Below are 24,906 nucleotides of genomic sequence, written 5' to 3' on the forward strand. Positions count from 1 at the left end.
CGGTTAAATTCCTGCTTTCCCACCCCCAAGCTGAAGCTGAACTAAAAATCTTCCACTGGGGACGGTTTCCGGTATTGCGGCGGATATGATTGTTGCTATGGTATGCACGATACATGGAAGCTGCAGGTCGGTCAACAAGCAAGCAGCAATTGTAATGATGCCATGTTGAACTTTTCGATTACGATTACGAGCACCGCATAGCTGAAGCACGAGCACGACGGGCATTGGCGTTGTTTCGTACTCGTGCTCGTGCTCGTAATCGTAATCGATCATCCATTTGGATTTATTTCTATTTTTCGCGGGCATCGCCCGCTCTTACAAGTGCCTATGATGTGAATCATTTATCGGTCTTTTACGGATTGCTTTAATTGCTTTACCGGCCCCGAGTTTCAATAATACCGAATGTGGTAATTATGCGTTTCTTTTGCTAAGGAAAGGAAATATCCAATTCACGCATTATCTCTTCTCCCCGCGTTACCGCGCGACTGATGGTGGATTGTCCCACTCCCATCCGCTGCCCTACCATTGTGCCATCCATGCCTAACCGTCTCACCGCAAGGTAGGCTGCCACGCTGCGGGCCTTAACCCGATGGGGATGCTTTCCTGGAAACAGGATGTCATCGATGGAAATGCCGAAATGCTCACTTACCTGCTCAATCATCCGCTCAAACGTATATCCACTGGCTGACAGGCGATAGCGTTCTTCCATTCGCTCCTGGGCGGATTCAAGCACCTGCATCACAAAGTCGCTGTCGCCCAGTATCCGCTCATCGCCCTTCAGATGCTCCTTCATCCGGCGCATGGACTTGAGCACGCCCCACCCTCCAGTGCTGCGCAGAAGACCGCCGCCGGTCAGTTCTGGTCTTTTCCCCTGATCGATACCATCCTGGATAAAGCGCCGATAGCGTTTACGAGCAGCCTTTTTCTGCTTACCGAATAAAAATAAAACGCCATCCACCGCCTGCCAATCACTTTCAATATGGCCGGTCAATCGGCTGTGACCACAATAGGCATAACCGTCTAAACCATCCAAGTCTTTGACGATGCCGGCACGCAGGGGATTCAAATGGATGTACCGGACCAATTCCAGAAGATAGGGATCTTCCTGGCATAAGATTGATTTATAGCGGTTTTGAAACAATCTGCCGTGGCGCCGGTGACGCCGATTAAAGCTGACGGCATAACCGGTCAACAACCGGCGCATAATGGTAGTAATGGGAACATTCCCGGTCCGCAAAAGCAGATGGAAATGATTTTCCAACAGTGCCCATGCGTAACAAAGTGTTTCACTGTCGCTGATAATAAGGGAAAATCGATCCACAAAATCATCCCGATCAACATCACTTAGAAAGATCTTTCGCCGTTCAATTCCTCGGCAGATGATGTGCTGTAATGCTCCGGGGGCATCTATTCTTGCTTGTCTTGGCATTTTTTGAATGTATCACCTTTGCTTGAAAATGGAAACGCATTATTTCATGCCCGTCCCCATAATCTCTTCGCTTGAATAGAAACGCATAATTTCATGCCATATTCCCCTTTTGGAAAGTTGCTGACTATTTTATCAGCATATTTTTTCAAATCGCCTCGTTGACAGCCGTCTGAGTTAAACGACAGGTTCGATTTAACTATTTGATATTTCATCCTGATTTAAAAATTGCTTGATTTTTTTAACTTTTGTTGTATTTTTGATGTAAGGCAATTGTCAATACAAAATACATGATTAGGAGTATGTTATGGGAAAAACAGCAACCATTCAAACCCGTGTTGATCCTAAAATAAAACACAATGCTCAGATTATATTGAAAAAATTAAACATTTCAATGTCAGAGGCAATTTCAATTTACCTATCGCAGATCACATTACATAAAGGAATCCCCTTCGAGATAAAACTGCCCAACGATGCCACTGCAAAAACGCTGAAGGAATCTGAAAACGGAAAAAACATGCATAAAGTTGATTCTGTTGACGAATTGTTTGAGGAACTTGATAGTTGAACATACATTATACGACTCAATTCAAGAAGGATTACAAAAGGATCAAGAAACAAAACAAAGATCTTTCAAAATTGAGAACCGTTATAGAAAAACTATCTTCGAAACATATATTAGAGCAAAACTATCGGGACCACCCGCTTTCAGGAAACTGGAAAGATCACCGCGATTGCCACATTGAACCCGATTGGCTCTTAATCTACCGTATCACGTCCGAAGACTTATATCTCGAAAGAACCGGATCACACTCTGACCTGTTTAAAAAATAGTAATTGCCAAAAAGCGAACGTTGCGGGTGAGCGGCCGGGTCTCAAGTAGAAGCGCCTACGTATTCCTGGGTACGGTAATGTAATTATGCGTTTCTTTTGCTAAGGAAAGGAAATATCCAATTCACGCATTATCTTTTCACCCCGCGTTACCGCGCGACTGATGGTGGATTGCCCCACTCCCATCCGCCGTCCTACGGTTGTTCCATCCATCCCTAACCGTTTCATCGCAAGGTAAGCTGCTACGCTGCGGGCCTTAACCCGATGGGGATGCTTTCCTGGAAACAGGATGTCATCGATGGAAATGCCGAAATGCTCACTTACCTGCTCAATCATCCGCTCAAACGTATATCCACTGGCTGACAGGTGATAGCGTTCTTCTATTCGCTCCTGGGCGGATTCAAGCACCTGCATCACAAAGTCGCTGTCGCCCAGTATCCGCTCATCGCCCTTCAGATGCTCCTTCATCCGGCGCATGGACTTGAGCACGCCCCACCCTCCAGTGCTGCGCAGAAGACCGCCGCCGGTCAGTTCTGGTCTTTTCCCCTGATCGATACCATCCTGGATAAAGCGCCGATAGCGTTTACGAGCAGCCTTTTTCTGCTTACCGAATAAAAATAAAACGCCATCCACCGCCTGCCAATCACTTTCAATATGGCCGGTCAATCGGCTGTGACCACAATAGGCATAACCGTCTAAACCATCCAAGTCTTTGACGATGCCGGCACGCAGGGGATTCAAATGGATGTACCGGACCAATTCCAGAAGATAGGGATCTTCCTGGCATAAGATTGATTTATAGCGGTTTTGAAACAATCTGCCGTGGCGCCGGTGACGCCGATTAAAGCTGACGGCATAACCGGTCAACAACCGGCGCATAATGGTAGTAATGGGAACATTGCCGGTCCGCAAAAGCAGATGGAAATGATTGTCTAACAGTGCCCATGCGTAACAAAGTGTTTCACTGTCGCTGATAATAAGGGAAAATCGATCCACAAAATCATCCCGATCAACATCACTTAGAAAGATCTTTCGCCGTTCAATTCCTCGGCAGATGATGTGCTGTAATGCTCCGGGGGCATCTATTCTTGCTTGTCTTGGCATTTTTTGAATGTATCACCTTTGCTTGAAAATGGAAACGCATTATTTCATGCCCGTCCCCAAAATTCCCAAAATTCGCACGAGCCATCCAACGCCACATCCCCCGGGGCGGTGGAATAGGCCAGCAGAGTACCGGTCGGCACATTGTCCAGGCGTGCCAGCCCGCGTTTGGCACTAGGGAAACGCCGGGTCAAAGGATTGTTGCGGCAGGCATCGAGAATGAAGATGTTCAACCCGTTCTGGGCATATCCGATTTCATCCAAGATCCGGCCGACATCGACCGTTTCATATTTCAGATCGGTCTCCCGTTGCAGGGTTGCATCAACGGGGATGAGATAATTACGCCCGGCAGACTGGATACCGTGACTGGCATAAAAGACGAAACCGACGCTGTTCGGTGTCAATTTGCGACCGAAATCGGCGATCGCCGCTTCCATGTCCCTGAGGGTGGCATCGGTTTTGAGAATAACGTCGAACCGGCAGCGAACAAGGACATCGGCGATAAGCCGGGCATCATTGGGCGGATTGGCAAGCCGGGAATGGGGATAGGCGCCGTTTCCAAAAACAAGCGCCACCCGAGGCCGCTGCGCAGACGGGACACCAGCAGCGGGCACAGGCACTTGTATTATCCCACGCTTCTCGGCAGCGTGGACAGACCACCCCGTCAACATGATCACCAAGAAAACCGAGACAATCCAGACAAAGCAATTCGTTTTCAGCCAATTTTGCATTGGAGACCTCTCCAGCGGCGCAGATTCCAAATATACACCGGCGAATTCGCCCTGTCTGATTTTAATATGATTGGCGAACGCAAATCCGGCGCGGTCTGGTGCAATGATTCTCTTCCTGCACCCTAAAATAATATCCACCACGGCACAAGCCCCGAGGAATTTTAGAGCAAGTCCCAAACACCGCCCAACCCACTTCAATTATTAATATTTTTCATGTAAATAAGTAAAGTTTGACTGTTCGAACGGTCCTGCAACATTAGGGTCTATTGTCCATCCAGAACCTATTAAGCACACTGGATTCCGGCCTACGCCGGAATGACGACAAACTGGAGTTTTTTTACTTTTTACGAAGGCATCAAGTGGTGGATCGAATCTAATTTTATATAGGAATCGATAGGATGCCTTTCCTTAACACTTTAAACTTAACACTTAACACGGGCCCATAGATCAGTTGAATTCATTCTCCTATGCTGGAACAGATATCAGCTTTCCAGATAACCGGATAAATGTAAACGTTACGGCAGCCCGGTGGACCGCCGCAACGCATCAATCATGGATGGGGTTAATATGACGGCAACGCGGTCCCCGTATTGAAACACTGGGCACCCGTGTCGCTGTCGGTAAAACGGCCGCTCACCCCCACCATATCCGACGTCGAGGAAAGCGTTCCAGTGGCCGCTGTTTGCTCGGTGGCACCAGTGGGAACAGTGCCGAAAGTGACCGGCGAGGTAAATCCATCCTCGCTGACCAGCAACCATTTGAAGCCCGTGCCCGTCATGTCGCTCACATAAAGCGTATTGACGGTAACGTTGGGCGTCCAGCTGATCTGCTGACCGCTGACCGTCACGTCCAGGGTGCTGGTGCAGTAAAGCAGTTCGGTGGTGATATCCACATCGCTGCCGGCAGCCGGACAGGCACTCAGGTTCCGCTGGCCCCAGTAAACGTAATTGATGTCGCTGCCGGTCACGGTGTGCATGGCGTAAATTTTTAAACTGGCGGCGATTTCGCTTGAAAGTGCGTAGGATCCATCCGAACCCGAGGTTGTAAAAAATTCCAATGGATCGGTGCAGATGGTACTGGTCCCATCGATTTCGAGGCTTTCGTCAAAAGCGTAGAGGGTCGCACCGCTGACGGGGTTGCTGTTCGGATCGTAGACCGTACCGGTTATCTCACAGCAGGTAATCTGAACCTCATTGGCGGCCAACAGCTGAAAATCCTGGGTCATGCAGCCCGTGGGGCAACTGCCCTGCCCATCGGCAAGGGTAAAACTCTCCAGACGGTACATTTTGTCGGTAGACCGCACCGTTAGACTGAGCGTCTGGGTTTCTCCGCTGACGCCGTCTCCGTCAAGATCTTCATCTGCGTCTTCGTTGCGCATCACGTCGATGCAGAAATGGCCGGCGGCATCGGTCACAACGCTGCTGCTGGTACCCGTGTAGGAGATACCCGAAATGCTGACCCGTGCACCGGCCACGGGCGCGCCATCGGTGTCGGTGATGGTGCCGCTCACGCAGGCGTGGGTCTCCACGGGGTAATCCACGTTCCAATAGGAGAAATGCGTTGCTTCAGACTTGGCATAGAGGCTTCCGGTAAAGGTCGGCGGCGAGCTGGTGATGGTGGCCAGGGTCGCGGCATCGATAGCCGTACCGTCGCCGTCTTCCAGCGTACCCGAACCATCACGTACCCATTCGCCGGTCTCTTCGTCAAAGTAATACATGGGCACGTCGATGATGTCGGGCGTGCTGGTATCCAGATCTTTCAAAATCCCCCAGGTATCCTGGGGGATTTTCATCCGGACCGTGGCCGGATTGCTGGCGCTGACCGCCCGCACGCTGCGTCCCCGGCTGTCACGCAGATCAAAAGCGGCGAAAACACCGGAGACGAGCATGTTGCCCTGGTCATCGGCAAACTCGCCCGGAAAGCGGTCACTCTCGGTGGCCGGGTTGAAGGCCCGCGCCGAACCGGATTCAATGTCGATATTGCTCACGCTGACGGTGTTGCCGCTATCCTGCCAACGGTCTCCGGTATCTTCCAGTGTGCGCAATTTCGATAAAGTGGCGTCAAGCCCGGTAATCGGGTTGAGGCTGCCCACATCGACGGTGAGCAGTTGGGTGGCATAGCCTTCCATTACAAAGCTTACCGTGGCACGGGTGCCCACTTCTACAGGGGCGGTAATGGAAAAATTTCCGTCGCTGTCAGTGTCTGCACTGGCCTGCTCAGTGCTGTCGATGCTGCCGTTGGCGTCGATGTCGCTGCTGACGGTAACGGTGATCCCACTATCCGGCGTGGGGTAGGAAAGCAACGCACCGTCATCATTGGCCAGCATGGCCTGGCCGCTGAAAGCGATCTGTTCTGCATCGGTTCCACCACCGGTGGTCGTAGTGGTGCCATCGCCGTCTCCACCTCCGCCACAGGCCAGGAGCATAATTCCTGATACCAGCAGACAATTGAAAAGGCAAAACAGGTGTTCGCATCGTGAAAGACGTTTACGCATCCGTTTGATCATTACTGCGCCTCCTTGATTAGTCCTAAACTGGGCGATTCAAATTCTGGGAGGCAATAATGAGCTATCGTGTTACCATGCTTACCCATTTTCATGCATACCAGAATTTGAATCGCCCAGTTTAGGTTAGTAAGAATCTCGGACATGGATCCAAAGGCAACTGTAATAGTTGAAAAACTAAAGATTATTAAGTGAGTGAACCTTTTACTCGCCACAGCGCGTATAGTCGGCCATAATAATTTCTCATCATTTCCAACATACCGGTTTTGAGTAAGATATCTAATTTCAAGTGGTTTTTGTGGCATTTAGAGCCTGTTTGAGATGATCGGCATCTTGAGCATTATAATTGAGTATTTTTTATTATATTTATTAAAAAACAATCGGCTAAGCCATGCCGTTGACATCGGGCAACCAAGCATGAAAAAATGGCAATGGCTTTTTATAGAGATGGAGGAAATCGATAAATGATTGCCACCCAGACCACGATTGATATTCCTGGCAAAGGTTTAGTATCAGCGGTACTGAGTATGCCGGACGGTCCCGTTGACGCCTTATCGACCGGCGTCATCATCGCCCATGGTGCCGGCAACGATATGCACAACGATTTGATTGTCGCTTTTGCCGATGGATTGGCCGACGCCGGCCATACCACGTTGAGGTTCAATTTCCCTTACAAGGAAAAAGGCAAAAAATCCCCGGACAGCCAGGCGGTCCTGGTTCGCACCTGGCAAACCGTTTATGCCTGGCTGAGGTCCAATTCCCAGGCGCCTGTCCAGCGAATCATCGCGGCAGGGAAATCCATGGGGGGACGGGTGGCCTCCCAAATGGCCGCTGCAGGAGAACTGGATGTGACCGCGCTGATTTTCCTCGGCTATCCGCTGCACGCGCCGGGTCGGACCGACCAATTGCGTGACGGCCACCTTTATAATATCAATGTACCAATGCTGTTTTTTGAAGGCACCAAGGATCCCTTGTGCAATCTGGACAGCCTCGGCCATGTGCTGGATCGCTTGCCGGGTCTCGTAACTCTGAATACCATTGAAGGCGGAAATCACTCCTTCAAGCTCCCGGCATCGTCGTCTCGCTTGCCGGCGGATGTTCATCGGAAGATCATTGATCAAAGTGTAAAGTGGATTGATTCTCTTAATTAAAATGAGGTAACCATGCGCTTATTGTTCTGGTATTGCGACCGTTTCGCCTGGAATCCAGCAATGAAAACCCTGTCCGACGCACCGGATGCAAATCCCATGGCCTACGAAAAGACAGTCGTGGCCTTTATCCATATCGAGCCCAAAGATGTGGCCGACGGCAGTTCAGCGGAAACCAAGCTGGTTAAAAACGCCAAATGGCTGGCCAGGAAGTGGGAGACCCAGCAGGTTATCCTGCACTCGTTTACTCATCTGGGCGAAGAAAAGGCCGATCCCGGTGAAGCCAAGGCCCTGCTCGACCGTGTGCAGCAGCGCCTGGAAACCGCCGGATACACGGCCATCCAAACTCCATACGGTTATTTCAACGATCTTTCCATGGACGCACCCGGCCATCCGCTGGCAAGAATTTATAAGGAATTTTAGGTGGCATATGAATAGCGATTTCGGGCCTGAATACGCATCGGCCCATGATACGTCCTTTGTTCCCAAATACCAAGCCAGTTGCTACTGCGGGGCCGTCCGCTATGAGGTATGCGCCGATCCCGTGGACGCCAAAATCTGCCATTGTCTGGTCTGTCAGCGGCTTCACGGCGCCCCCATGCAATGGGCCGCCATTTTCCATAAAAAAGACGTCAGAATCACCGCCGGTATCGAGCACCTGCGTTTTTACAACAGCGAACGCGACCAGCACGCCCGTATTCTGCCCTGCAAGGTCAGCTGCGCCAGGTGCGGCACGCCCATTGCCGATGAAGGACGCCAAATGTGGCTGGCCTTTCCCTCATTGTTTGATTTCGGACCTGGTCGGGAAGTACCGGCGGCCTTCCGGCCGACCTGCCATATCTTTTACGGCACGCACGTCGTGGAGATCTGTGATGATCTGCCCAAATGGTCGGGGCACAAGAACCATTCCCAGCGTTTATAGGCGGTCTACGGGGCTCTCTTTTCTTAAAGCACCAGTAAAATTAAATGCCGCTTGATAACGGCCCGTACCTTGAAATGTGATGAACTCATAAAAATTGCCAGACGCGTCATGCCGGACTTGATCCGGCATCCAGAACATATTGAAAAAGCTGGATTCCGGCTTGCGCCGGAATGACGTCAAATTGGAAATTTCGACTTTTTACAGAACCATCAAATTTGTTGAACGCGTAACAAGATCTATGGCCATTCTTCACGGACATATGGGTATTCGTTTGAAGATACTGGGAATTCTTGCAGGCGTCCTGATCTTTTATTTCATATTGACACAGATTGTTTACAGTCTTGTGATCCTGCCCAGTTACGCCGCCCTGGAACAGGAGGAGGCAACCGAAGATGTCCACCGGTGCCTGGATGCCCTGCAGCGGGAAATCAAGTATCTGGAAACCGTTACCCATGACTGGGCCGCCTGGGATGACACCTATCAATTTGTTCAGGAAGAAAACGAGAGCTATCGCCGCTCCAACCTCCTTCAGCAAACCTTTCTGGATAACCGGATCAACGCTATATTATTTCTTAATCTTCGAAAAGAGATGATCTGGGGAGAGGTGCGATCGCTGAAAAACGGAAACCCGATTGTCTTGCCTGAACTATCTGAAGCAGCACTGCAAGATGCCCCTGTCCTGTTCGCGTCCCACGACGGTGACGGCGGCGTGTCCGGAATCATGCAAACGTCGGTGGGGCCATTTATTTTGTCCAGCCAGCCGATCACCACGAGCGATCATCAGGGGCCCATCCGCGGCCATCTGATCATGGGCCGATTTTTTGACACCGATTATATTGAGCGGCTGAAAGACCAGACCCACATCGATCATGAGTATCTGCCGGTAAGTGAACACAAGACAATCGTGGAAAAGTGCCTGTCGGATGAGAACAATCCACCCACAATTTATTTCGCGGTTAAAAATCAGGCCATTCTGAATGGGTTTACCGTCATCAGGGACATTTATGGCGAGCCGGCACTCGTGTTGCGAACCACCCTGTTACGGCATATTTATGCCAAGGGGTCCGAAACCCTCCGGTTGGCGCTGATATCCATTGCTCTGGCGGGTCTGGTCATTCTCATCCTCATGGTGGTACTGATCAATAATACGGTGATCGGTCCCCCGGATATTAATTTTTCGGTCGGTAAGAGAGCTGCTGTTCAGTATCGTCAAGCATGCCAGGGCAAATCACGTTGACATTCGGTTGCGGCACCGCCCCAACGGGTTTCACGTGAGGGTCAGCGATGACGGTATTGGATTCGACCCGTTGGATGCGGGACCGGAAAGCCCCACCACCGAAGGGTTTGGTCTGTTCAGTATCCAGGAGCGATTGTCGGCGATCGGCGGCAAATTCGATATTGATTCGGCACCGGGCAGGGGCACACGGATAACCTTGATCGTGCCGACCAACAATCCAGATTAAGGTGGCCCATGGCAATCAGCATTGTTCTTGCGGACGATCACCATATCATCCGGGAGGGATTGCGGGTGCTGCTTGATGCGCAGGCCAATTTCTCCGTCATCGGCGAGGCCGCCGACGGGCGCAGTGCGGTAAAGATGATCATCGACCGTAAACCGGATGTGGCCGTGATGGATGTATCCATGCCCAGCTTGAACGGAATCGAAGCCACCCGCCAGATTGTCGCCGGCTCAACCAAAACCAAAATCATCGCCCTGTCCATGTATGCGGACCGGCGCTACATCGACGGGATGCTCAAAGCCGGCGCGTCCGGCTATCTGCTTAAAAACTGCGTGACCAAAGAACTGGTCACCGCCATCAACACCGTCGTCAAGGGCAACGTCTATCTCAGTCCGCAAATTGCAACCACGGTTGTCAATCACTACCTGTGTCAAACGGCATCCTCGCCGGGCATCGCCTCGGACGAACTCACCGATCGTGAGAGAGAAGTGCTGCAATTGATTGCCGAAGGCCTCAGCATCAAAGACATCGCCGACATGCTGCACATCGGCAAGAAGACCGCCGAGAGCCACCGTCGCAACATCATGCAGAAAACAGGCATTCACTCCATCGCCGGATTGACTCAGTTTGCCATCAGGGAAGGGTTGATCCAGCTTTAAATAGTGTCCATCCAGAAACGGCGCCTCTCACCCGATTCCGACGTTGGGCAACAAATTCAAATCCTCAAAATATTACCAATATTCACCCCAAGGGTACTTCCTAAAGGGCGCCTCCGGTTTGAATTTGTTGGCCGCCTTGGACTCGGGCAAGATTCACCATTTCTGAACGAACACTAAATAGTTCCTCTAAGCCTATTGATCCTCCATAAATAATATTTTGGGAACCCCAAAATAAGGCATCGCCTGATTTTCAGCTTCCATCACCGATGGTACGTTTCCTCTACAACGCATTTTTTAAGGAGGAATCAAAATGAAAACACGGGTATTTGTTTCTCTGGCTGTTTTTCTTTTCACGGGCGTTGCCGTCATGGCGTGGGCCGCAGGGGGGCCACCAGCGGTCGACAGCAACCTGGAACGGCTCGGTATGCGGCTTTACAACGACAAAAACCTTTCTTATAACGGCACCCAATCGTGCCGCAACTGCCATCATCATTTTGCCGGATTCGCCGATATCACCAACCACGTCAGCCCCGAGGTCAACATGGTTTCCACCGGCGCGGATGGCGTGAGCAAGGGCGGTCGCAATGCGCCGTCAGCCGCTTATGCCGGATTCAGTCCACAGCTGAGCGATGATTCCGGCCAGTGGGTGGGCGGGATGTTCTGGGATGGCAGGGCCGATGGATCGACGCTGGGCGACCCGCTGGCCGAACAGGCCCAGGGCCCGCCACTGAATCCAGTGGAGATGAATATGCCCAGTAAGGAGGCCATCATCCAGGTCATTCGGGATTCGGGTTATGTGAACCTTTGGAACCGGGTTTTTGGTGCAGGTTCGCTGAATAACGTCGATGCCGCTTATGACAATTTCGGCCGGGCCATCGCCGCTTACGAGCGATCAGCGGATGTGACCAAATTCAGCTCAAAGTACGATACCGCTAGCGACGAGTTTACTGCCGCCGAAACCCGGGGTATGGCCCTGTTTGATGCGAATTGCGCCTCCTGCCATTCCACCACGGCCGCATTCGACGCACCGGCAACGCTTTTCACCAACTACGCCTACGCCAACATCGGCGTGCCAAACAACCCGGCCGTGTTGTCCGAAGCGGATCTGGGGCTGGGGCCGGTCGTCGATGATCCGAATCAGAACGGTAAATTCAAAGTGCCCACATTGAGAAACATCGTCATGACAGCCCCGTACTCCCACAACGGTTATTTTCCGACCCTGTTGGAGATGGTCGAATTTATCAATGACAGAACCGGGTATGTGCCGGATGTAGATCAAAATATTGACTACGGTGAAGATAGTGTAGGCAATTTTGGGTTATCAGCGGAAGAAATCAACGATATCGTGGCTTTCCTGGCAACGCTCACGGACGAGTAATCAACCATACCGGTATAAACCGGGCTTGCATCAAGTGGTCCGGGCAGGCAGTGATAATTTTCATGGGCCTGTCTGACACAGACGGAAAAGGTGACGGGGGGTGCGGCAGCATCGCCCGTTACCCATTTTTAAGGGGCTGAAATTCTTATTCTGGCCATGCTGACCGGGGAAAAAAAGGTACCCTGATTGGCTTGTCCCCCTTCCGGATTATTAAATTGGGAAGGGGGACACCCACAAATTGGCGAGAGTTGTAGTGTCTGTCCAGAAATAGGCAAATTTGGTCGAGATCAAGGCGCACGAAAAATTTAACCACAGGCATATAGTTGATATTCCGAGGATTAAATTTTTCGCGCAACGCCGATATCGGGCAAATTGGTCATTTCTGGATGGGCACTATCTATTCCTTCAACTCGGACAGTTGCTCAATAAACGCCTCCACCTTGGTCTTGGTCTGCTCATCGGACACACAGCGCATGTCGCACAAGTCGCCGTCGATAGTCAGGCTGGGGATGCCGCTGACATTCTCGATCCGTTTGACCATGCCGTAACGGCAATTGGAGTTGTTCGGGCAGGTGCGGGCATCGTGATAGATGATGCCGTCAATGTCATACAATTCCAGTTTGTCCTTGATGTACTGCTCTTTGTAATCATCGGAACGGACGATAAACAGCTCCGTGTAGGCACGGGCCATGCTCCGGAAAGGATCATCGGCTTCCAGGGAAGTAAAGATCCAGCTGCTGCAATAGGTCGATGCCAGGACATTGGCCTGCATGCCGGCAAACAGCTTGGCGTGAGCGGAAAGGCGGCCCCACACCGGCATGCCGTCCCAGTAGATACGGTATTTCTCACCCTCGATGGCGGCATCCTTGTTGGCGACCTTTTCCTTGAGCTCGGCCAGCAGCATGTCATAAAGATCCACAGCGACCTGGGTACCGCGGCCCACGACCGCCGGCCCCATCAGGGTGGAGGCATCGAAAAAGGTCAGCGGAGCGGGTTTGGCTGCCGCGGTTTCCAGAACTTCCTTCCACCGATCGGAACATTGCCGGGACAATCCCACGGTTTCCTTGAACAGGTCCATGTCCAGCGGTTTGCCGATAATCTCCTGCAGCGGTTTGACCAGGCTCTCGATCTGCTTGGCAATGTCGTCCACGATGGCCTCGTTGACATCGTTGACGCTCCGGTTGGTCTCAACACCGATCACCGGCACGTTGAACTCACGGGCGTAGTAGGCAAACCAGTCCTGCACGTCGCGGCACTGGTTGGTGTTGTATACCAGTACATCCGGCTTGGGCACGCTTTCGATACCGGGATAGGCCTTGGACAGGGGGGTAAATTTATTCAGGTAGGCCCCCACATCGGAGGTGAGATAAGAGCAGATTTCCGGTGAATAGCCCAGTGCGTTGGCGCTGGGAATCACGTCCGTGGCGGTTCGGGTGCTGCCCAGCATGGCACCGTGGGTTTCGGGAAAATACACCAGAAACCCCATGGCCCGCAACAGCTCGGTCGGCCCCACGCTGGTACACCAGGCAATCTTGCGATTGCCCGTGGTAGCGGCGTCATTGAGTTCATAGTAATAATCCTTCATGAACAGGCCCATGTCCTTGGCGGTCTTGATCACTTTCCTGGCTACTTTTTTCTCTTCTGTCATGCATTCCTCCGGAAAATCAGTTAAATTGCTCGCTACCACAACGATCTTAACATTGGGGTCTACGATTGATGGTTCATAGCAAATAGAGCGGCCCCAACGGCACCGGTAAGCTGCGGATAAGCCGGCACCAGGATTTCTCTTTCGATCATTTCTTCCGCCATGTTGACCAGATATGGATTATGGGCCACCACCCCGCCGGTCATGACCACGTTTTCGGTCAGCGCATCCATCTCCATTACGCGTTTGATCACCGAAAAGAAAAGGCCTTTGATGATGTCCTCCACCTTCTTCCCGTTGCGGATGTTTTCCAGCACCTCGGTGCCGGAAAACACGGTACAGTAACTTCCCAGTTTGACCATCTCGGTGGACCGGGTCGCCTGGTCGTTCATATCCTCCAGCGGGATATTCAGGCGCAGGGACATTTCTTCCAAAAAGGCGCCCGTACCGGCCGCGCACTTGCGGTTCATCTTAAAATCCGTGCGCAATCCCCGCTCATTGAGCTTGATGATCTTGTTGTCCTGCCCGCCGATATCGATAATGGAAAGGGCTTTGGGAAAAAGATGATAACATCCCTTGGCATGACAGGCGATTTCGGTCTTGTTGTCCTTGGCAAAGGAGACATTCTTGCGGCCATAACCGGTGGCAAAGGTTTGGGCAATATCCGCTGTGGATTTACCGGCCATGGCCAGCGCCTCTTCAAGGCAGGCATCGGCTGTCTGGCCGTAATCGATTCCCGATTTTTTAACCGATCGACCGATCAGCTCCTTATTTTCATCCAGCACGGCCACTTTGGTCCTGGATGCCCCCAGATCAATTCCTACAAAAACAGATGACGACATGGTGTTCCTTTTCAACGACTATAATAACTGCGCCACGTGCACCACTTCAACCGGCAGATCATAGCGACGGAGTCCGTCCATCAGCTGAATCATGCATCCCGGACAGGCGGTAGCGACAATGCTGGCTCCGGTTTTTTCAATGGACTGGATCTTTTTTTCCTGAATCGACAGGCTGGTCTCACGATGCTTGATACCAAATGTCCCGCCCAGCCCACAACAGGCATCCGCATTTTCCATCTCCACGAATTCCACCCCGTCCAGAGATTGCAAAAGCTGGCGTGGATACTCGCTGACCCCCTGATGCCATTTGAGATGGCAGGGATCGTGGTAGGTGATTTTCACCGGTGCGTTTGCCTGTCGCTTTGGCCTAAAGCTGGAGCCCACGAGAAATTCCGAGAAATCAGCGACCTTTGACGATACCGCATGGGCTTTGTCACGCAGGTGCGGATCATTTTCAAACCATTTTCCGTATTGCTTCAAGGTGGTCCCGCAGGTGGCGCAGCTGGTGACGATATGATCAAAGGATGCCAGGGCCTCGATATTCTGTCTGGCCATGGATCTGGCAGTCTTGCTGTCACCGGCATTTTTCACCGCCATGCCGCAACAGGTCAGGTTGTCAGGATAGACCACCTCATAGCCGGCCAGGGCCAGAAGACGAATACTGTCAAAGCCGATCTGGGAGAAGAAAAACTCAAACCCGCAGCCTGGAAAAAAGGCCACCCGTCCCTTGGCGGGCCGACATTGGGTCGGCACAATGGGCTCGGGGATGCGTTTGGACAAAAACGTGCTGGCGATACGGGGCACACGCAGACCACCGGTAAAAAGGGCCGTTGCATCGGCCATGTGCCGCAAAGGCCTGCCTTCCGAATGATTGAGCCCTGGAATCAGGGCGGCAACGCGAATCAGCTGGGCCATGAGGGGGCGGTGTTTCAAGATACCCCGGTACAGCAACTGCTGCCACAGGGGAACGCCTTCTTCGGACAGACGCTTTTCCCGGGCCTGAATGTTGATTTCCGGCGACGGCACCCCGGCCGGACACACGGCCTGGCAACGCCCACAAAGCAGGCAGGCATCCAGGCATGCGCCATAGTCGTCCTGATCCGGCACCGATTGTTGCTCGGCCATGCGGATCAGCAGGTTACGCCCCCGTGCGACATGGCTTTCCACGTGATCCACCTGATATACCGGACAGGTTGACATACAGAAGCCGCATTTCATGCATTGAGTGGCACTGATTTGTTGCACTGACGAATTCATGACGACTCCCAAATTTTTCCCGGATTAAGAAGTCCCTTGGGGTCAAACACGGACTTGATCCCCTTGAGCAGCGCGATGGCCTCCGGTGACATGGCTTTTTTGAGAAATCGCTGTTTTTCAAGGCCAATTCCATGTTCTCCGGATATGGCGCCGCCAAGTGCCAGGGCGTTGTCGAAAATTTCTCCCGCCACCTTCTGGGCCAGGGCATAGTGGGCGGTATCGTTTTTGTCGGTCAGAATACAGGGGTGAAGATTGCCGTCACCGGCGTGACCGATGATGGGAATAATCAGGTCATATTCCGCGCATAATTTTTTGGTGTGGGCGATCTGATCGGCAATGCGATTGGTGGGCACGGTCACATCCTCGGCCAGAACCGTGGGCGAGGCACTGAACACCGCCGAAAAACCAGCCCGCCGGGCCGTCCAGAAGGTGTTGGCCTCGGCATCATCTTTGGCGGCCCGCACTTCCATGGCGCCGGCCTGCTGGCAAAGGTCGATCACCGCTTGGGTTTCCTGCGCCACATTTTCTTTGGATCCGTCCATTTCAAACAGCAAAATGGCGTCGGCGGTCAATGGAATGCCCAGCGGGATACGCTCTTCGATGCGGCGCACCACCCAGTTGTCCATCAGTTCGATTTTGGCCGGCATCACCCCGCTTGAGCGTACAGCATGCACAGCCTTGCCGGCGGTCAGCACCTCGTCGAAAATGGCCAGGACCGTGCTTTTGGCTGGAGGCAGGGGCAAGAGCCGCAGGGTGACGTCCACAATCACCGCCAGGGTGCCTTCAGCCCCGCACATAATTTGTGGCAGATCATAGCCGGTGACGTTTTTCATGGTATTGCCACCCAGATTGACAATCTTTCCGGACGGCAGGATCGCTGTCACGGCCAAGAGATAATGCTTGAACACCCCGTATTTCACCGCATAGGGACCGCCGGCATTCTCCGATACGCACCCACCGATGGTGGCGGCCAGAAAACTCTGCGGATCCGGCGGAAAAAACATCTTTTCTTTGGCCAGGGCCTGGTTCAGGTCGTTCAGCACCACACCCACTTCCGTCTTGACCGTGAAATTTTCCCGGTCGATGGAAAGGATATGGTTCATGCGGGTGGTGCACAGCACAATGCCCCCGGCCACGGGGACCGGGCCACCGCTCAGGCTCGTGCCCGCGCCCCGCACCGTCACCGGAATTTCATGGGCATCGGAAAGCGCCATGATCTGGGAAATGTCCTCGGCCGTGGATGGAAAAACCACGGCCTCGGGCTCACCCTTGCAATGAGTAGTGCCATCAACACCATAAACAGCCAAATCGTTGGCGCCGGTAAGCACTGCATCGCCGCCAACGATGGTTTCGAGCGTTTTGATTAATTCCGGTGTCAGGCGCATGGCATTTTCCTTATCCTGCTAAATCGAAACTTAACTCACCATTGATGCCCTGGGACTGTTTGATCAGTACCTGGCACAAAAACACCATCACGCCAAAAGGCATGCGGTCGGCAATGGTCTGAACCCATTTGGCCTTTTCCATGGCGATCTCTTTGGGATTTTCCCCACCAGCGGTGCGATCGAGCATCTCCTGGTGATAGGCACCGGTGGTCTCGAGCGCTCTGCCCAGAAAACCGTTCACGTCCGCATCGACGCAACCATTGTGACTCAGGGCCAGACGACTGGCACCCAGCTGGCCCAGTTTTTTCAGGCTGGACACATAGTTTGGCAAGGATTCGAAGTAGTTGGGCCAGAACACGTTTTCTTCGGGGTTGTAAAAGCCGGTGGCATCCCCGATGGCCAACGTGCCTTCCTTTTCTTCATGGTAGGCCACCTGACAGGCCGAGTGGCCTGGAATGGCATGGGCGGTCCAGGCAATTCCGTCACCCAGATCGATGCGTTCATTTTCGTTGATTACCGTATCAACATGGAAATTATAGGCATCCAAATCTTCCGGTATATCTTTGATTTCCGCCTTGGACTGCAGGATCTTGGAAATACCGCTGTCAAGTCCCTTGAACTCCTTGAGCACGAATCCGTTGTACAACACCTTGGCGGCCAGCGGACTGCCAATGGCCTTCAAATGGGGCCAGGCCATTCTGAGTCGCGGCAACGCACCGATGTGATCGGTGTGGGTATGGGTCAGGGCAACATACTTGATCCGCTGTGGATCGATCCCCAGAGTGTTGATTTGATCCATGACGATATCAGCGGTGGCACTGATCCCCCCTTCGATCAGCATGGCGTCTTTGCCAACGGACAAGTACATCGGGAAGAAAGGGGTTCCCAATTGATAAAAATTCGGAGTGATCTCGAGCGGCTCGAATTTGTCGGTCATGGCAACATCCTTCTCTGCGATAAGTAATATATTAATAATGATGACGCTAAAATTGATTTTTACCTAATTTTATTAAGTAGCGTCATACCATGCCAAATACATAATATGTAACTAAATCCAGGCTCGTAGCACATTTATCGAAAAGAGCGCAAATGTTTTTAAAGGCCATAACAGACACGAAAATCCAATTTTTTGTAAATTTATTTTTATTTCAAATAGATATATAATTAATAAAATTATGCGTAGTGCCTACTATTTTAGCTGGCACAAAGGATTAAGAGCTAAATAGGAGCCACTTGAATATCTCGGTCCGGCACCAAATCCATCCCAACGGCCATACCAATTTCCAACAAAACCCATCTTAATTTATTAATTTAACAAGCATATTATTATTTCCCGAGGGTATTTCCAGACACGGTTCGGCCCACTTGTCGAACCGGCCGGCAGCCGCGTTAATTCGCTGATAATTATATTCGGTGTATGCCTACGAACTTGGAGTCAAGGAAAACGCAGACCATTGAAGTTACGCGGTCAGGAGGCCAATGGTGCGAAAAAAGCATGTCAACGGTTGAACCGTTGGACCAGCAATTGTAATTATGCCATGTCGAGATTTACGATTACGAGCACCGCATAGCTTAAGTACGACGGGCATTGGCGTTTTCGTGCGCGTACCTGTAATCGTAATCGATCATCATTTTTTACAATCGTCTGTTAAGCCCACCGCATTGGGTAACACAAAGAAATAACTGGGATTAATACGATCAGACACGCCAATTTCAACAGATGGCGACCGATTCAGGCCCTATGGTGCCGGACAACAGCTTGTGTCAATCCATCAAATTGATGTAATATACTGATTTAAATGGATACGGCTACTAGTTCCCGCTATCTACCCGAATCCTTGTCTGCTAAATTTTTGTCAAAATAACAGATCGAATCCAATGCCATGTCATTTATACGATCAGCCAATTGATCCGAAAGCGCTGTGTATAATCGATAATGGATACATATGGACAATCCGCATTATTGGCTACAATAGTGTAAAAAACGACACATTTTCGGAAGTCAAACAATTGAAAGAAATGCTGCCGATCTGTAGTAATGCTTGTTATCCGCTGAAGATCCAAATAGCTGAAAGAGTTGCGATTTCTGATTGCTGATAAAACTTACATACAAGGACGCTGAATGGAAACGTTTCGCTTGGCTGACTTAATTGATTTGGCTGCTGTTCAAAAGATGGCTGATGCCCATTACCAGGCAGCGGGAATGCCCATTGGCATTATCGATGCGGTTGATGATTCAATCCTGGTGAGCGTCGGCTGGCAGGACATCTGCTTTAAATTTCACAGAGTCAATCCCCAAACCCTGATAAGATGTCAGGAGAGTGATCGTACCATCAAGGCCCATATGCGTGACGGGCACGCATACCATTACAAATGCAAAAACGGGCTCTGGGATATTGGTGTGCCGATCATCGTTTCGGGACGTCATTTGGCGACAATGTTTTTGGGACAATTCTTTTATCAGGGAGAGACGCCTGATCGGGAATTTTTTATCCGCCAGGCCCGAAAATTTGGATTCGATATTGACGACTATTTGGCGGCGCTTGATCGGGTACCTGTTTTCACGCGTGACAAAGTCGAGGATATTCTTAAATATAACCAGGCACTGGCAGGTTTCATCACCAGTCTTGCGGAAAATTCCCTATCAAAAAGAAAAGCGGATGAAGCGGTTTTAAGGCAGCAATATTTTCTTCGCAAAGCGCAGGAAATCGGTCGCATCGGCACATGGGAACTGGATATCAACACCCACGAGTTTAAATGGACGGATGAGACCTATAATATTTTCGGGATACCCATCAACGCCAGGATTACCTATGAAACTTTTTTGATCGGTATTCATCCTGATGACAGAAACGATGTTGGCAAAAATTTAAAAGCATTACTGGAAGGCAAGCCTTTCGACATCGAGCATCGCTTGATTGTAGATGGAAAAGTAAAATGGGTCCGGCAAAAGGCTGAATCTTTTAAGAAGGATGATGGCTGCACAAGAATTGGCGTGACGCAGGACATCACCACTCAAAAGCAGGCTGAGACGGCATTGATCGAAAGTCGGGCACTCCTTCAATCCGTCATTGATTGCGCTGATACGGCCATTTACGTCAAGGATGAATCAGGACGGTATATTCTCAGTAACCGATACCACGCCGGCCTTTTCGATCGTACACCGGATGATGTTGTCGGTCGCAGAGACGTCGACTTTGACGTCCTGAGACCTCACGCCCAGGAATATAAAAACAACGATGATCATGTCTGGCGAGAAAACCGCGCGGTTGAATTCGAGGAGACGTTGTCCCGCAAGGACGGAGACTACACCTATCTGTCATGCAAATATCCACTGCATAATGCGAAAGGAAATATTTTCGCGGTATGCGGCATTTCAACCGACATCACCCAGCGCAAACGCATTGAGGAGGAACTGGAACGGCGTGTCAAGGAACGAACGGCCAGACTGGCAGAATCGGAAGCCAAGTTCCGCGGCTTGGTCGAAAACACCTCCGACATCCCTTTCAGCATCGATGCGGGTGGACGACTGAGCTACCTCGGGCCGCAGGCAAAGCATTATGGGTTTGATCCCAAAGCCCTTCAAGGCCGCAAATTTTTTGAATTTATCATGCCCGCCGACCGGGAAAATGCCGTTGCCGTTTTCGACCAAAGCCTTCAGAAAGTCGAAACCGCTCCGGTGGAATTTCGCATCCAGTCACCAAACGGCAACATCATCTGGTTCGAGGGGCGCAGTCTGCCCCAGTGTAACGATGCTGGTAAAGTCACTGGAATTACCGGTGCGCTTCGGGATGTTACCGAACGCAAACAAATAGAGAAAGTGTTAAAAGAAAGTGAGGAACGCTATCGCAACCTGTTTGAAGCGGAATCCGGCCCCATTTTGGTGTTTGAAACGCAAGGCCACCGTTTCGTGGATGTCAATCCCGCAGCAGAAAAACAGTACGGTTATACCCGTGAGGAATTTCTTGGTATGACCTATTGGGACATCACCTGTGAACCGAAAGCCTCGAAAGCGGTAATCCAGCGAGCACTAAAGGAAACTTTGCGGGAAGCGATTCCGGTGCGATGGCACCGCAAGAAGGATGGCTCCATCTTTCCCGTTGAAATCTCACCCAGCAAATTTACCCTTGAGGGACGCACGGTGCTGGGGGGCATCATGAGAGACATCACCACCCGCATGGAGGAACAAAAACAGCGCGATGAGCACCAAAAACGCCTTCGGCAGTTGGCTGCCAAGCTGGCTACAGCCCAGGATGAAGAACAGCAACGCATTGCCGAGGGACTGCACGATGACGTGGCCCAGGATCTGGCGCTTTGCAGTTTAAAACTCGCCCTGGCTGAGAGAGAATTGGATCCGGCCAAGGCCCGTCTGATTCGAGATGAAATAGGGGAACTGATCCATACTACAGCCGAGAAAATCAGATCCTTGAGTTTTGAATTATCTTCCTCTTCTCTTTTCCGGATCGGTTTCAAGGAAGCAATTGTTGAGCTATGCAACAGCATGGCAAAGCGATATGATGTCTGTTTTACCGTCAAAGGCAGCGATCATGCCCGGATATTGGACGATACCACTGCAGCCGTCTTGTTCAAGGCGGTTCGAGAACTCCTCTTCAATGTCGTCAAACATGCCGGGACCAAAGAAGCTACCGTTTTCATCGATTGCAAGAACAATATTCTGAAAATTGAAGTCGAGGACCGAGGAAAAGGATTCCATCATCGGGTTGACGAAGACTTGATCAATATGGGCAAAGGAATGGGGCTCTTTGGAATCAAGGAGCGTCTGACAGACCTGGGCGGTGAGCTTGATATTGACTCCACGCCCAGTGACCGAACGCGAGTGACACTCAAGGTACCCGTCGGAAAATTTTTTCAATCCTCAAACCATTAATATAGGGGACCCCATGACCGGCAATACCATTCACGTTATCCTGGCTGACGATCATCACATTCTGCGCGAGGGACTTCGCGCGCTTCTCAAGCATGATCCGGAAATAAAAGTCGTGGCCGAGGTCTCGACCGGCCATGAAGCAGTAAAGATGACCACACAGCTTGAACCGGATGTGATCATTATGGATATCGGCATGCCTGACCTCAACGGTATCGATGCAACACGAAAGATTGTCTCCAGTCCTTGCAAAACCAAAGTGCTGTGTCTTTCCATGCATGGTGAAAGTGCAATGGTCCATGCAATGATGGAAGCCGGCGCAAGCGGATACCTGCTCAAAACCACCGTGGGCAAAGAGTTGATTGAAGCCGTTCGTGTTGTTGTTGCCAACCAGACATACCTTTCCCCTTCTATTGCCCGTGTTATCGTCGATCACCATGTGCACGGCCGTGATCGTCAAAAAGACAATGCCTTCGACCAACTGACCCTGCGAGAACGTGAAGTGCTTCAACTGATCGCAGAAGGTCACAATACCAAAAATATTGCCGATCGCCTGCATATCAGCCCCAAAACGGTTTTATCCCATCGCGACCGACTGATGAAGAAATTAGGTGTCGATTCAACAGTCGCCCTGACCCGCTATGCGCTTCGCCAAGGAATGACAGAGTTGTGAGGCTGTAAAGATTTTATTCTACCCCATATTGTCAGGCCTTCCCCAGGCTACCGAGCGCCCGTTTTATTACTGATAATTAAGAATTATTCCTAATCGATTTCAGAATTTTGCCAATTGCGACATTGCCAGTAAAAACATATTTAAAAGACTGGAAATTTTGAAAACGAAACATTCAAGCTCAATGCGTCAACCCTAATGTTGCTTAAAAGATACAAAAGCCATTGTTACCAAATGAAATCTAAAAGAACTTGAACAACGCAGCAATCTTTTGGAAATCATCATGGGTGCGTTCTTAAGAAGGGTAACAATGGTTTTTTGTATTTTTTTATTGTTGAACCGATCATATGTTTTTCTCTATCTACGCTAGGAGTGTCTACAGTGAATGGATTACCGACAGAATTGGACCAACTGATCACATTGATTGCGCAAAGCCTCGTTGACCAACCGAACAATGTCCATACGAAAACCCTCAATAGTAATCACACGATGGTTGTGGAGCTGAGTGTTGCCAAGGAAGACATAGGCAAAATCATCGGAAAAAAGGGACGAACCGTCAATGCCATACGGACCCTTATGGGAGCCGCTGCATCAAAAATCAACAAAAACACCATCCTTGAAATTGTCGAATAGATCGCCGCTTTTCTAGTACCAGTCCAAAACTCTGGCCTGTCGGGCCTATATCGACGATGGGCGGTTTTTTTTGGATACTACCCAAGCCAAGCTTTTCTATCCACAGACAAGACATCATGAGACTGGGCCGAATCACCTTTTTCAAGGGGATATTTGTATGTCACATGGAAAAATTCCAATCGATCTAATTCTATCAAAAATGACTGAAAATGCAGAGCATTTCCAGTCCCGTGCTCAAAAAGCATCGAAGGTTCTTTCGGGGCATTTAAACACGGGGCTGGCCCAAACCCCATATGACATCGTGTATGAGGAAGACCGGGTCAAGCTGAAACATTATCGGGCCCGCACTGCGATCCGCTGCAAGACCCCTTTGCTGATCACCTATGCCCTGATTAACAGGGAAACCATGCTGGACCTGGAACCTGGGCGCAGCGTGGTCGAACGGCTTTTGGATAGCGGCGTCGATCTTTACATGATCGACTGGGGGTATCCCACCTATAAAGACCGGTTTCTTGGATTTGATGATCACATCAACGGCTATATGGACAATATCGTCGATTTTATCCGCAAGCACCGGCAAATTGACAAAATCAACCTCATGGGAATCTGCATGGGGGGAACGTTCAGCGTGATCTACTCGGCCTTGCACCCGGACAAAATCAAAAACCTGGTTACTACGGTCACGCCGACCAACTTTGACACCAACAAGGGGCTATTGCATGTGTGGATGAAGCGCATGGATGTCGACCGGATGGTGGATACCTTTGGCAACCTGCCCGCCGATATGATGAATCTCGGTTTTTTGCTGCTCAACCCTGCACGCTTGATGATTGATAAATACGTCGGCTTCATGGAGCATATGGATGACAAAGAGTTTGTTGAGAATTTCATGCGCATGGAGAAATGGATCTTTGACAGCCCTGATTTGCCCGGTGAAGTTTTTCGCCAGTTCACCAAGGACTGCTATCAGGGCAACAAGCTCATAAAAAGCAAGTTATCGGTGGGGGGAAAACAAGTCAATCTTAAAAAACTGACCATGCCGTTGCTCAATATATACGGCAAATATGACCACTTGGTTCCTCCAGAAGCCTGCAACCGGCTGACCGCGGCAGTGGGCAGCAAGGATACCGAAGACATCTGCCTCAATACGGGTCATATTGGCATCTATGTCAGTTCCAAATGCCAGGAGGCCTTCGCCCCCAAGATTGCCCAATGGCTCAAAGAAAGAGATCAGGCTCCCCAGAAAAAACCGGTACGCAGAAAGACCTCATCAACAGGATCAGCTGTTGGGCTAACGGCAGCCACGCAGAAGAAAAAGAGTTGTGCCAAAACACAAAAACCAATGGTAGATCCGGAATTGTTCGAGGCTGACGATTCGATTGAAACGAAGAATGTGGTGGCCTCCCGATGATTTGGTATTGACAAAAACC

The 24,906-nt window shown here is 50.9% G+C and carries 23 protein-coding genes; 13 read left to right on the forward strand and 10 right to left on the reverse strand.

The features are described 5' to 3' along the window. Positions 1 to 3: 3 nt before the first annotated feature. Both Dvar_RS42030 and Dvar_RS42035 read right to left on the reverse strand, forming a co-directional pair. Positions 4 to 306 carry a hypothetical protein gene (locus Dvar_RS42030; RefSeq protein ID WP_419659440.1) on the reverse strand — a complete coding sequence of 101 codons (303 nt, stop codon included), beginning with the start codon at positions 304 to 306 and terminating at the stop codon, positions 4 to 6. Between the two features lie 121 nt (positions 307 to 427). Then, entirely contained in the window at positions 428 to 1,429 is a 1,002-nt protein-coding gene (locus tag Dvar_RS42035; RefSeq protein WP_419659441.1) for a transposase, read from the reverse strand. A 304-nt stretch (positions 1,430 to 1,733) separates the two neighbouring features. Here Dvar_RS42035 and Dvar_RS42040 point away from each other — a divergent pair, with 304 nt between their 5' ends. Beyond that, positions 1,734 to 1,994 carry a type II toxin-antitoxin system RelB/DinJ family antitoxin gene (locus Dvar_RS42040; RefSeq protein WP_419659442.1) on the forward strand — a complete coding sequence of 87 codons (261 nt, stop codon included), beginning with the start codon at positions 1,734 to 1,736 and terminating at the stop codon, positions 1,992 to 1,994. Continuing rightward, on the forward strand, positions 1,991 to 2,260 hold the full coding sequence (locus Dvar_RS42045; RefSeq protein WP_419659443.1) for a type II toxin-antitoxin system YafQ family toxin: 270 nt from the start codon (positions 1,991 to 1,993) through the stop codon (positions 2,258 to 2,260). The genes Dvar_RS42040 and Dvar_RS42045 overlap by 4 nt, the downstream gene beginning before the upstream one ends. A gap of 99 nt (positions 2,261 to 2,359) precedes the next feature. Here Dvar_RS42045 and Dvar_RS42050 read toward each other — a convergent pair whose 3' ends face one another. The 3 genes from Dvar_RS42050 to Dvar_RS42060 form a co-directional block, all read right to left on the reverse strand. Next, on the reverse strand, positions 2,360 to 3,361 hold the full coding sequence (locus Dvar_RS42050; RefSeq protein WP_419659444.1) for a transposase: 1,002 nt from the start codon (positions 3,359 to 3,361) through the stop codon (positions 2,360 to 2,362). A 44-nt stretch (positions 3,362 to 3,405) separates the two neighbouring features. Then, the gene (locus tag Dvar_RS42055) at positions 3,406 to 4,089 is read right to left on the reverse strand and encodes a caspase family protein (protein ID WP_419659445.1); all 684 of its coding nucleotides are present in this window, start codon (positions 4,087 to 4,089) and stop codon (positions 3,406 to 3,408) included. Positions 4,090 to 4,651: 562 nt separating this feature from the next. Continuing rightward, the gene (locus Dvar_RS42060; protein WP_419659446.1) at positions 4,652 to 6,595 is read right to left on the reverse strand and encodes a carboxypeptidase regulatory-like domain-containing protein; all 1,944 of its coding nucleotides are present in this window, start codon (positions 6,593 to 6,595) and stop codon (positions 4,652 to 4,654) included. 461 nt (positions 6,596 to 7,056) lie between these two features. On the opposite strand from Dvar_RS42060, the gene Dvar_RS42065 reads away from it, so the two are divergent. From Dvar_RS42065 to Dvar_RS42095, 7 genes are all read left to right on the forward strand, one after another. Further along, positions 7,057 to 7,743: an alpha/beta fold hydrolase gene (locus tag Dvar_RS42065; RefSeq protein ID WP_419659447.1), complete on the forward strand. Its 687-nt coding sequence runs from the start codon at positions 7,057 to 7,059 to the stop codon at positions 7,741 to 7,743. Positions 7,744 to 7,755: 12 nt separating this feature from the next. Next, entirely contained in the window at positions 7,756 to 8,163 is a 408-nt protein-coding gene (locus Dvar_RS42070; protein WP_419659448.1) for a threonyl-tRNA synthetase editing domain-containing protein, read from the forward strand. Positions 8,164 to 8,170: 7 nt separating this feature from the next. Further along, on the forward strand, positions 8,171 to 8,662 hold the full coding sequence (locus Dvar_RS42075) for a GFA family protein (RefSeq protein WP_419659449.1): 492 nt from the start codon (positions 8,171 to 8,173) through the stop codon (positions 8,660 to 8,662). Between the two features lie 259 nt (positions 8,663 to 8,921). Continuing rightward, the gene (locus Dvar_RS42080; RefSeq protein ID WP_419659450.1) at positions 8,922 to 9,899 is read left to right on the forward strand and encodes a CHASE4 domain-containing protein; all 978 of its coding nucleotides are present in this window, start codon (positions 8,922 to 8,924) and stop codon (positions 9,897 to 9,899) included. Then, positions 9,868 to 10,125: a sensor histidine kinase gene (locus tag Dvar_RS42085; protein ID WP_419664236.1), complete on the forward strand. Its 258-nt coding sequence runs from the start codon at positions 9,868 to 9,870 to the stop codon at positions 10,123 to 10,125. Before Dvar_RS42080 ends, Dvar_RS42085 begins: the two co-directional genes overlap by 32 nt. Positions 10,126 to 10,133: 8 nt before the next feature. Then, the gene (locus tag Dvar_RS42090) at positions 10,134 to 10,781 is read left to right on the forward strand and encodes a response regulator (RefSeq protein ID WP_419659451.1); all 648 of its coding nucleotides are present in this window, start codon (positions 10,134 to 10,136) and stop codon (positions 10,779 to 10,781) included. Between the two features lie 310 nt (positions 10,782 to 11,091). Further along, a complete protein-coding gene (locus Dvar_RS42095; protein ID WP_419659452.1) occupies positions 11,092 to 12,159 on the forward strand; it encodes a cytochrome-c peroxidase in 1,068 nt (355 codons plus the stop codon). Between the two features lie 397 nt (positions 12,160 to 12,556). Here Dvar_RS42095 and Dvar_RS42100 read toward each other — a convergent pair whose 3' ends face one another. Genes Dvar_RS42100 through Dvar_RS42120 form a run of 5 tightly spaced genes read right to left on the reverse strand, consistent with a single transcriptional unit; the run spans position 12,557 to position 18,225 of the window. Beyond that, positions 12,557 to 13,807: a 2-hydroxyacyl-CoA dehydratase subunit D gene (locus tag Dvar_RS42100; RefSeq protein ID WP_419659453.1), complete on the reverse strand. Its 1,251-nt coding sequence runs from the start codon at positions 13,805 to 13,807 to the stop codon at positions 12,557 to 12,559. 59 nt (positions 13,808 to 13,866) lie between these two features. Further along, positions 13,867 to 14,646, reverse strand: coding sequence for an acyl-CoA dehydratase activase (locus Dvar_RS42105; RefSeq protein ID WP_419659454.1), 780 nt, complete (start codon positions 14,644 to 14,646; stop codon positions 13,867 to 13,869). 18 nt (positions 14,647 to 14,664) lie between these two features. Beyond that, positions 14,665 to 15,903, reverse strand: a complete 1,239-nt coding sequence (locus Dvar_RS42110; RefSeq protein WP_419659455.1) for a (Fe-S)-binding protein — start codon at positions 15,901 to 15,903, stop codon at positions 14,665 to 14,667. Further along, complete coding sequence (locus Dvar_RS42115; RefSeq protein ID WP_419659456.1) at positions 15,900 to 17,288, reverse strand: FAD-binding oxidoreductase; 1,389 nt, start codon at positions 17,286 to 17,288, stop codon at positions 15,900 to 15,902. Before Dvar_RS42115 ends, Dvar_RS42110 begins: the two co-directional genes overlap by 4 nt. Before the next feature lie 10 nt (positions 17,289 to 17,298). Beyond that, entirely contained in the window at positions 17,299 to 18,225 is a 927-nt protein-coding gene (locus Dvar_RS42120) for an MBL fold metallo-hydrolase (protein WP_419659457.1), read from the reverse strand. Positions 18,226 to 19,410: 1,185 nt separating this feature from the next. On the opposite strand from Dvar_RS42120, the gene Dvar_RS42125 reads away from it, so the two are divergent. From Dvar_RS42125 to phaC, 4 genes are all read left to right on the forward strand, one after another. Then, positions 19,411 to 22,176 (forward strand): PAS domain S-box protein, encoded by a 2,766-nt coding sequence (locus Dvar_RS42125; protein WP_419659458.1) that lies wholly within the window; start codon positions 19,411 to 19,413, stop codon positions 22,174 to 22,176. 13 nt (positions 22,177 to 22,189) lie between these two features. Further along, positions 22,190 to 22,846, forward strand: a complete 657-nt coding sequence (locus Dvar_RS42130) for a response regulator (protein WP_419659459.1) — start codon at positions 22,190 to 22,192, stop codon at positions 22,844 to 22,846. Between the two features lie 399 nt (positions 22,847 to 23,245). After that, positions 23,246 to 23,476 (forward strand): KH domain-containing protein, encoded by a 231-nt coding sequence (locus Dvar_RS42135; RefSeq protein ID WP_419664237.1) that lies wholly within the window; start codon positions 23,246 to 23,248, stop codon positions 23,474 to 23,476. Positions 23,477 to 23,633: 157 nt separating this feature from the next. Next, positions 23,634 to 24,887, forward strand: a complete 1,254-nt coding sequence (phaC, locus tag Dvar_RS42140) for a class III poly(R)-hydroxyalkanoic acid synthase subunit PhaC (protein WP_419659460.1) — start codon at positions 23,634 to 23,636, stop codon at positions 24,885 to 24,887. The last annotated feature ends 19 nt before the right edge of the window (positions 24,888 to 24,906 follow it).

It is taken from the genome of Desulfosarcina variabilis str. Montpellier (genome assembly GCF_048565275.1).
Classification (GTDB): Bacteria; Desulfobacterota; Desulfobacteria; order Desulfobacterales; family Desulfosarcinaceae; genus Desulfosarcina; species Desulfosarcina variabilis.

Excerpts from the sequence above, each read along its gene's own strand:
- Dvar_RS42055 (WP_419659445.1), bottom strand. The coding sequence starts at position 4,089 with ATGCAAAATTGGCTGAAAACGAATTGCTTTGTCTGGATTGTCTCGGTT.
- Dvar_RS42090 (WP_419659451.1), top strand. The coding sequence starts at position 10,134 with ATGGCAATCAGCATTGTTCTTGCGGACGATCACCATATCATCCGGGAG.
- Dvar_RS42060 (WP_419659446.1), bottom strand. The coding sequence starts at position 6,595 with ATGATCAAACGGATGCGTAAACGTCTTTCACGATGCGAACACCTGTTT.
- Dvar_RS42115 (WP_419659456.1), bottom strand. The coding sequence starts at position 17,288 with ATGCGCCTGACACCGGAATTAATCAAAACGCTCGAAACCATCGTTGGC.
- Dvar_RS42105 (WP_419659454.1), bottom strand. The coding sequence starts at position 14,646 with ATGTCGTCATCTGTTTTTGTAGGAATTGATCTGGGGGCATCCAGGACC.
- Dvar_RS42030 (WP_419659440.1), bottom strand. The coding sequence starts at position 306 with ATGCCCGCGAAAAATAGAAATAAATCCAAATGGATGATCGATTACGAT.
- Dvar_RS42130 (WP_419659459.1), top strand. The coding sequence starts at position 22,190 with ATGACCGGCAATACCATTCACGTTATCCTGGCTGACGATCATCACATT.
- Dvar_RS42075 (WP_419659449.1), top strand. The coding sequence starts at position 8,171 with ATGAATAGCGATTTCGGGCCTGAATACGCATCGGCCCATGATACGTCC.
- Dvar_RS42080 (WP_419659450.1), top strand. The coding sequence starts at position 8,922 with ATGGGTATTCGTTTGAAGATACTGGGAATTCTTGCAGGCGTCCTGATC.
- Dvar_RS42120 (WP_419659457.1), bottom strand. The coding sequence starts at position 18,225 with ATGACCGACAAATTCGAGCCGCTCGAGATCACTCCGAATTTTTATCAA.
- Dvar_RS42050 (WP_419659444.1), bottom strand. The coding sequence starts at position 3,361 with ATGCCAAGACAAGCAAGAATAGATGCCCCCGGAGCATTACAGCACATC.
- Dvar_RS42040 (WP_419659442.1), top strand. The coding sequence starts at position 1,734 with ATGGGAAAAACAGCAACCATTCAAACCCGTGTTGATCCTAAAATAAAA.
- phaC (WP_419659460.1), top strand. The coding sequence starts at position 23,634 with ATGTCACATGGAAAAATTCCAATCGATCTAATTCTATCAAAAATGACT.
- Dvar_RS42100 (WP_419659453.1), bottom strand. The coding sequence starts at position 13,807 with ATGACAGAAGAGAAAAAAGTAGCCAGGAAAGTGATCAAGACCGCCAAG.
- Dvar_RS42035 (WP_419659441.1), bottom strand. The coding sequence starts at position 1,429 with ATGCCAAGACAAGCAAGAATAGATGCCCCCGGAGCATTACAGCACATC.
- Dvar_RS42125 (WP_419659458.1), top strand. The coding sequence starts at position 19,411 with ATGGAAACGTTTCGCTTGGCTGACTTAATTGATTTGGCTGCTGTTCAA.
- Dvar_RS42065 (WP_419659447.1), top strand. The coding sequence starts at position 7,057 with ATGATTGCCACCCAGACCACGATTGATATTCCTGGCAAAGGTTTAGTA.
- Dvar_RS42110 (WP_419659455.1), bottom strand. The coding sequence starts at position 15,903 with ATGAATTCGTCAGTGCAACAAATCAGTGCCACTCAATGCATGAAATGC.
- Dvar_RS42070 (WP_419659448.1), top strand. The coding sequence starts at position 7,756 with ATGCGCTTATTGTTCTGGTATTGCGACCGTTTCGCCTGGAATCCAGCA.
- Dvar_RS42095 (WP_419659452.1), top strand. The coding sequence starts at position 11,092 with ATGAAAACACGGGTATTTGTTTCTCTGGCTGTTTTTCTTTTCACGGGC.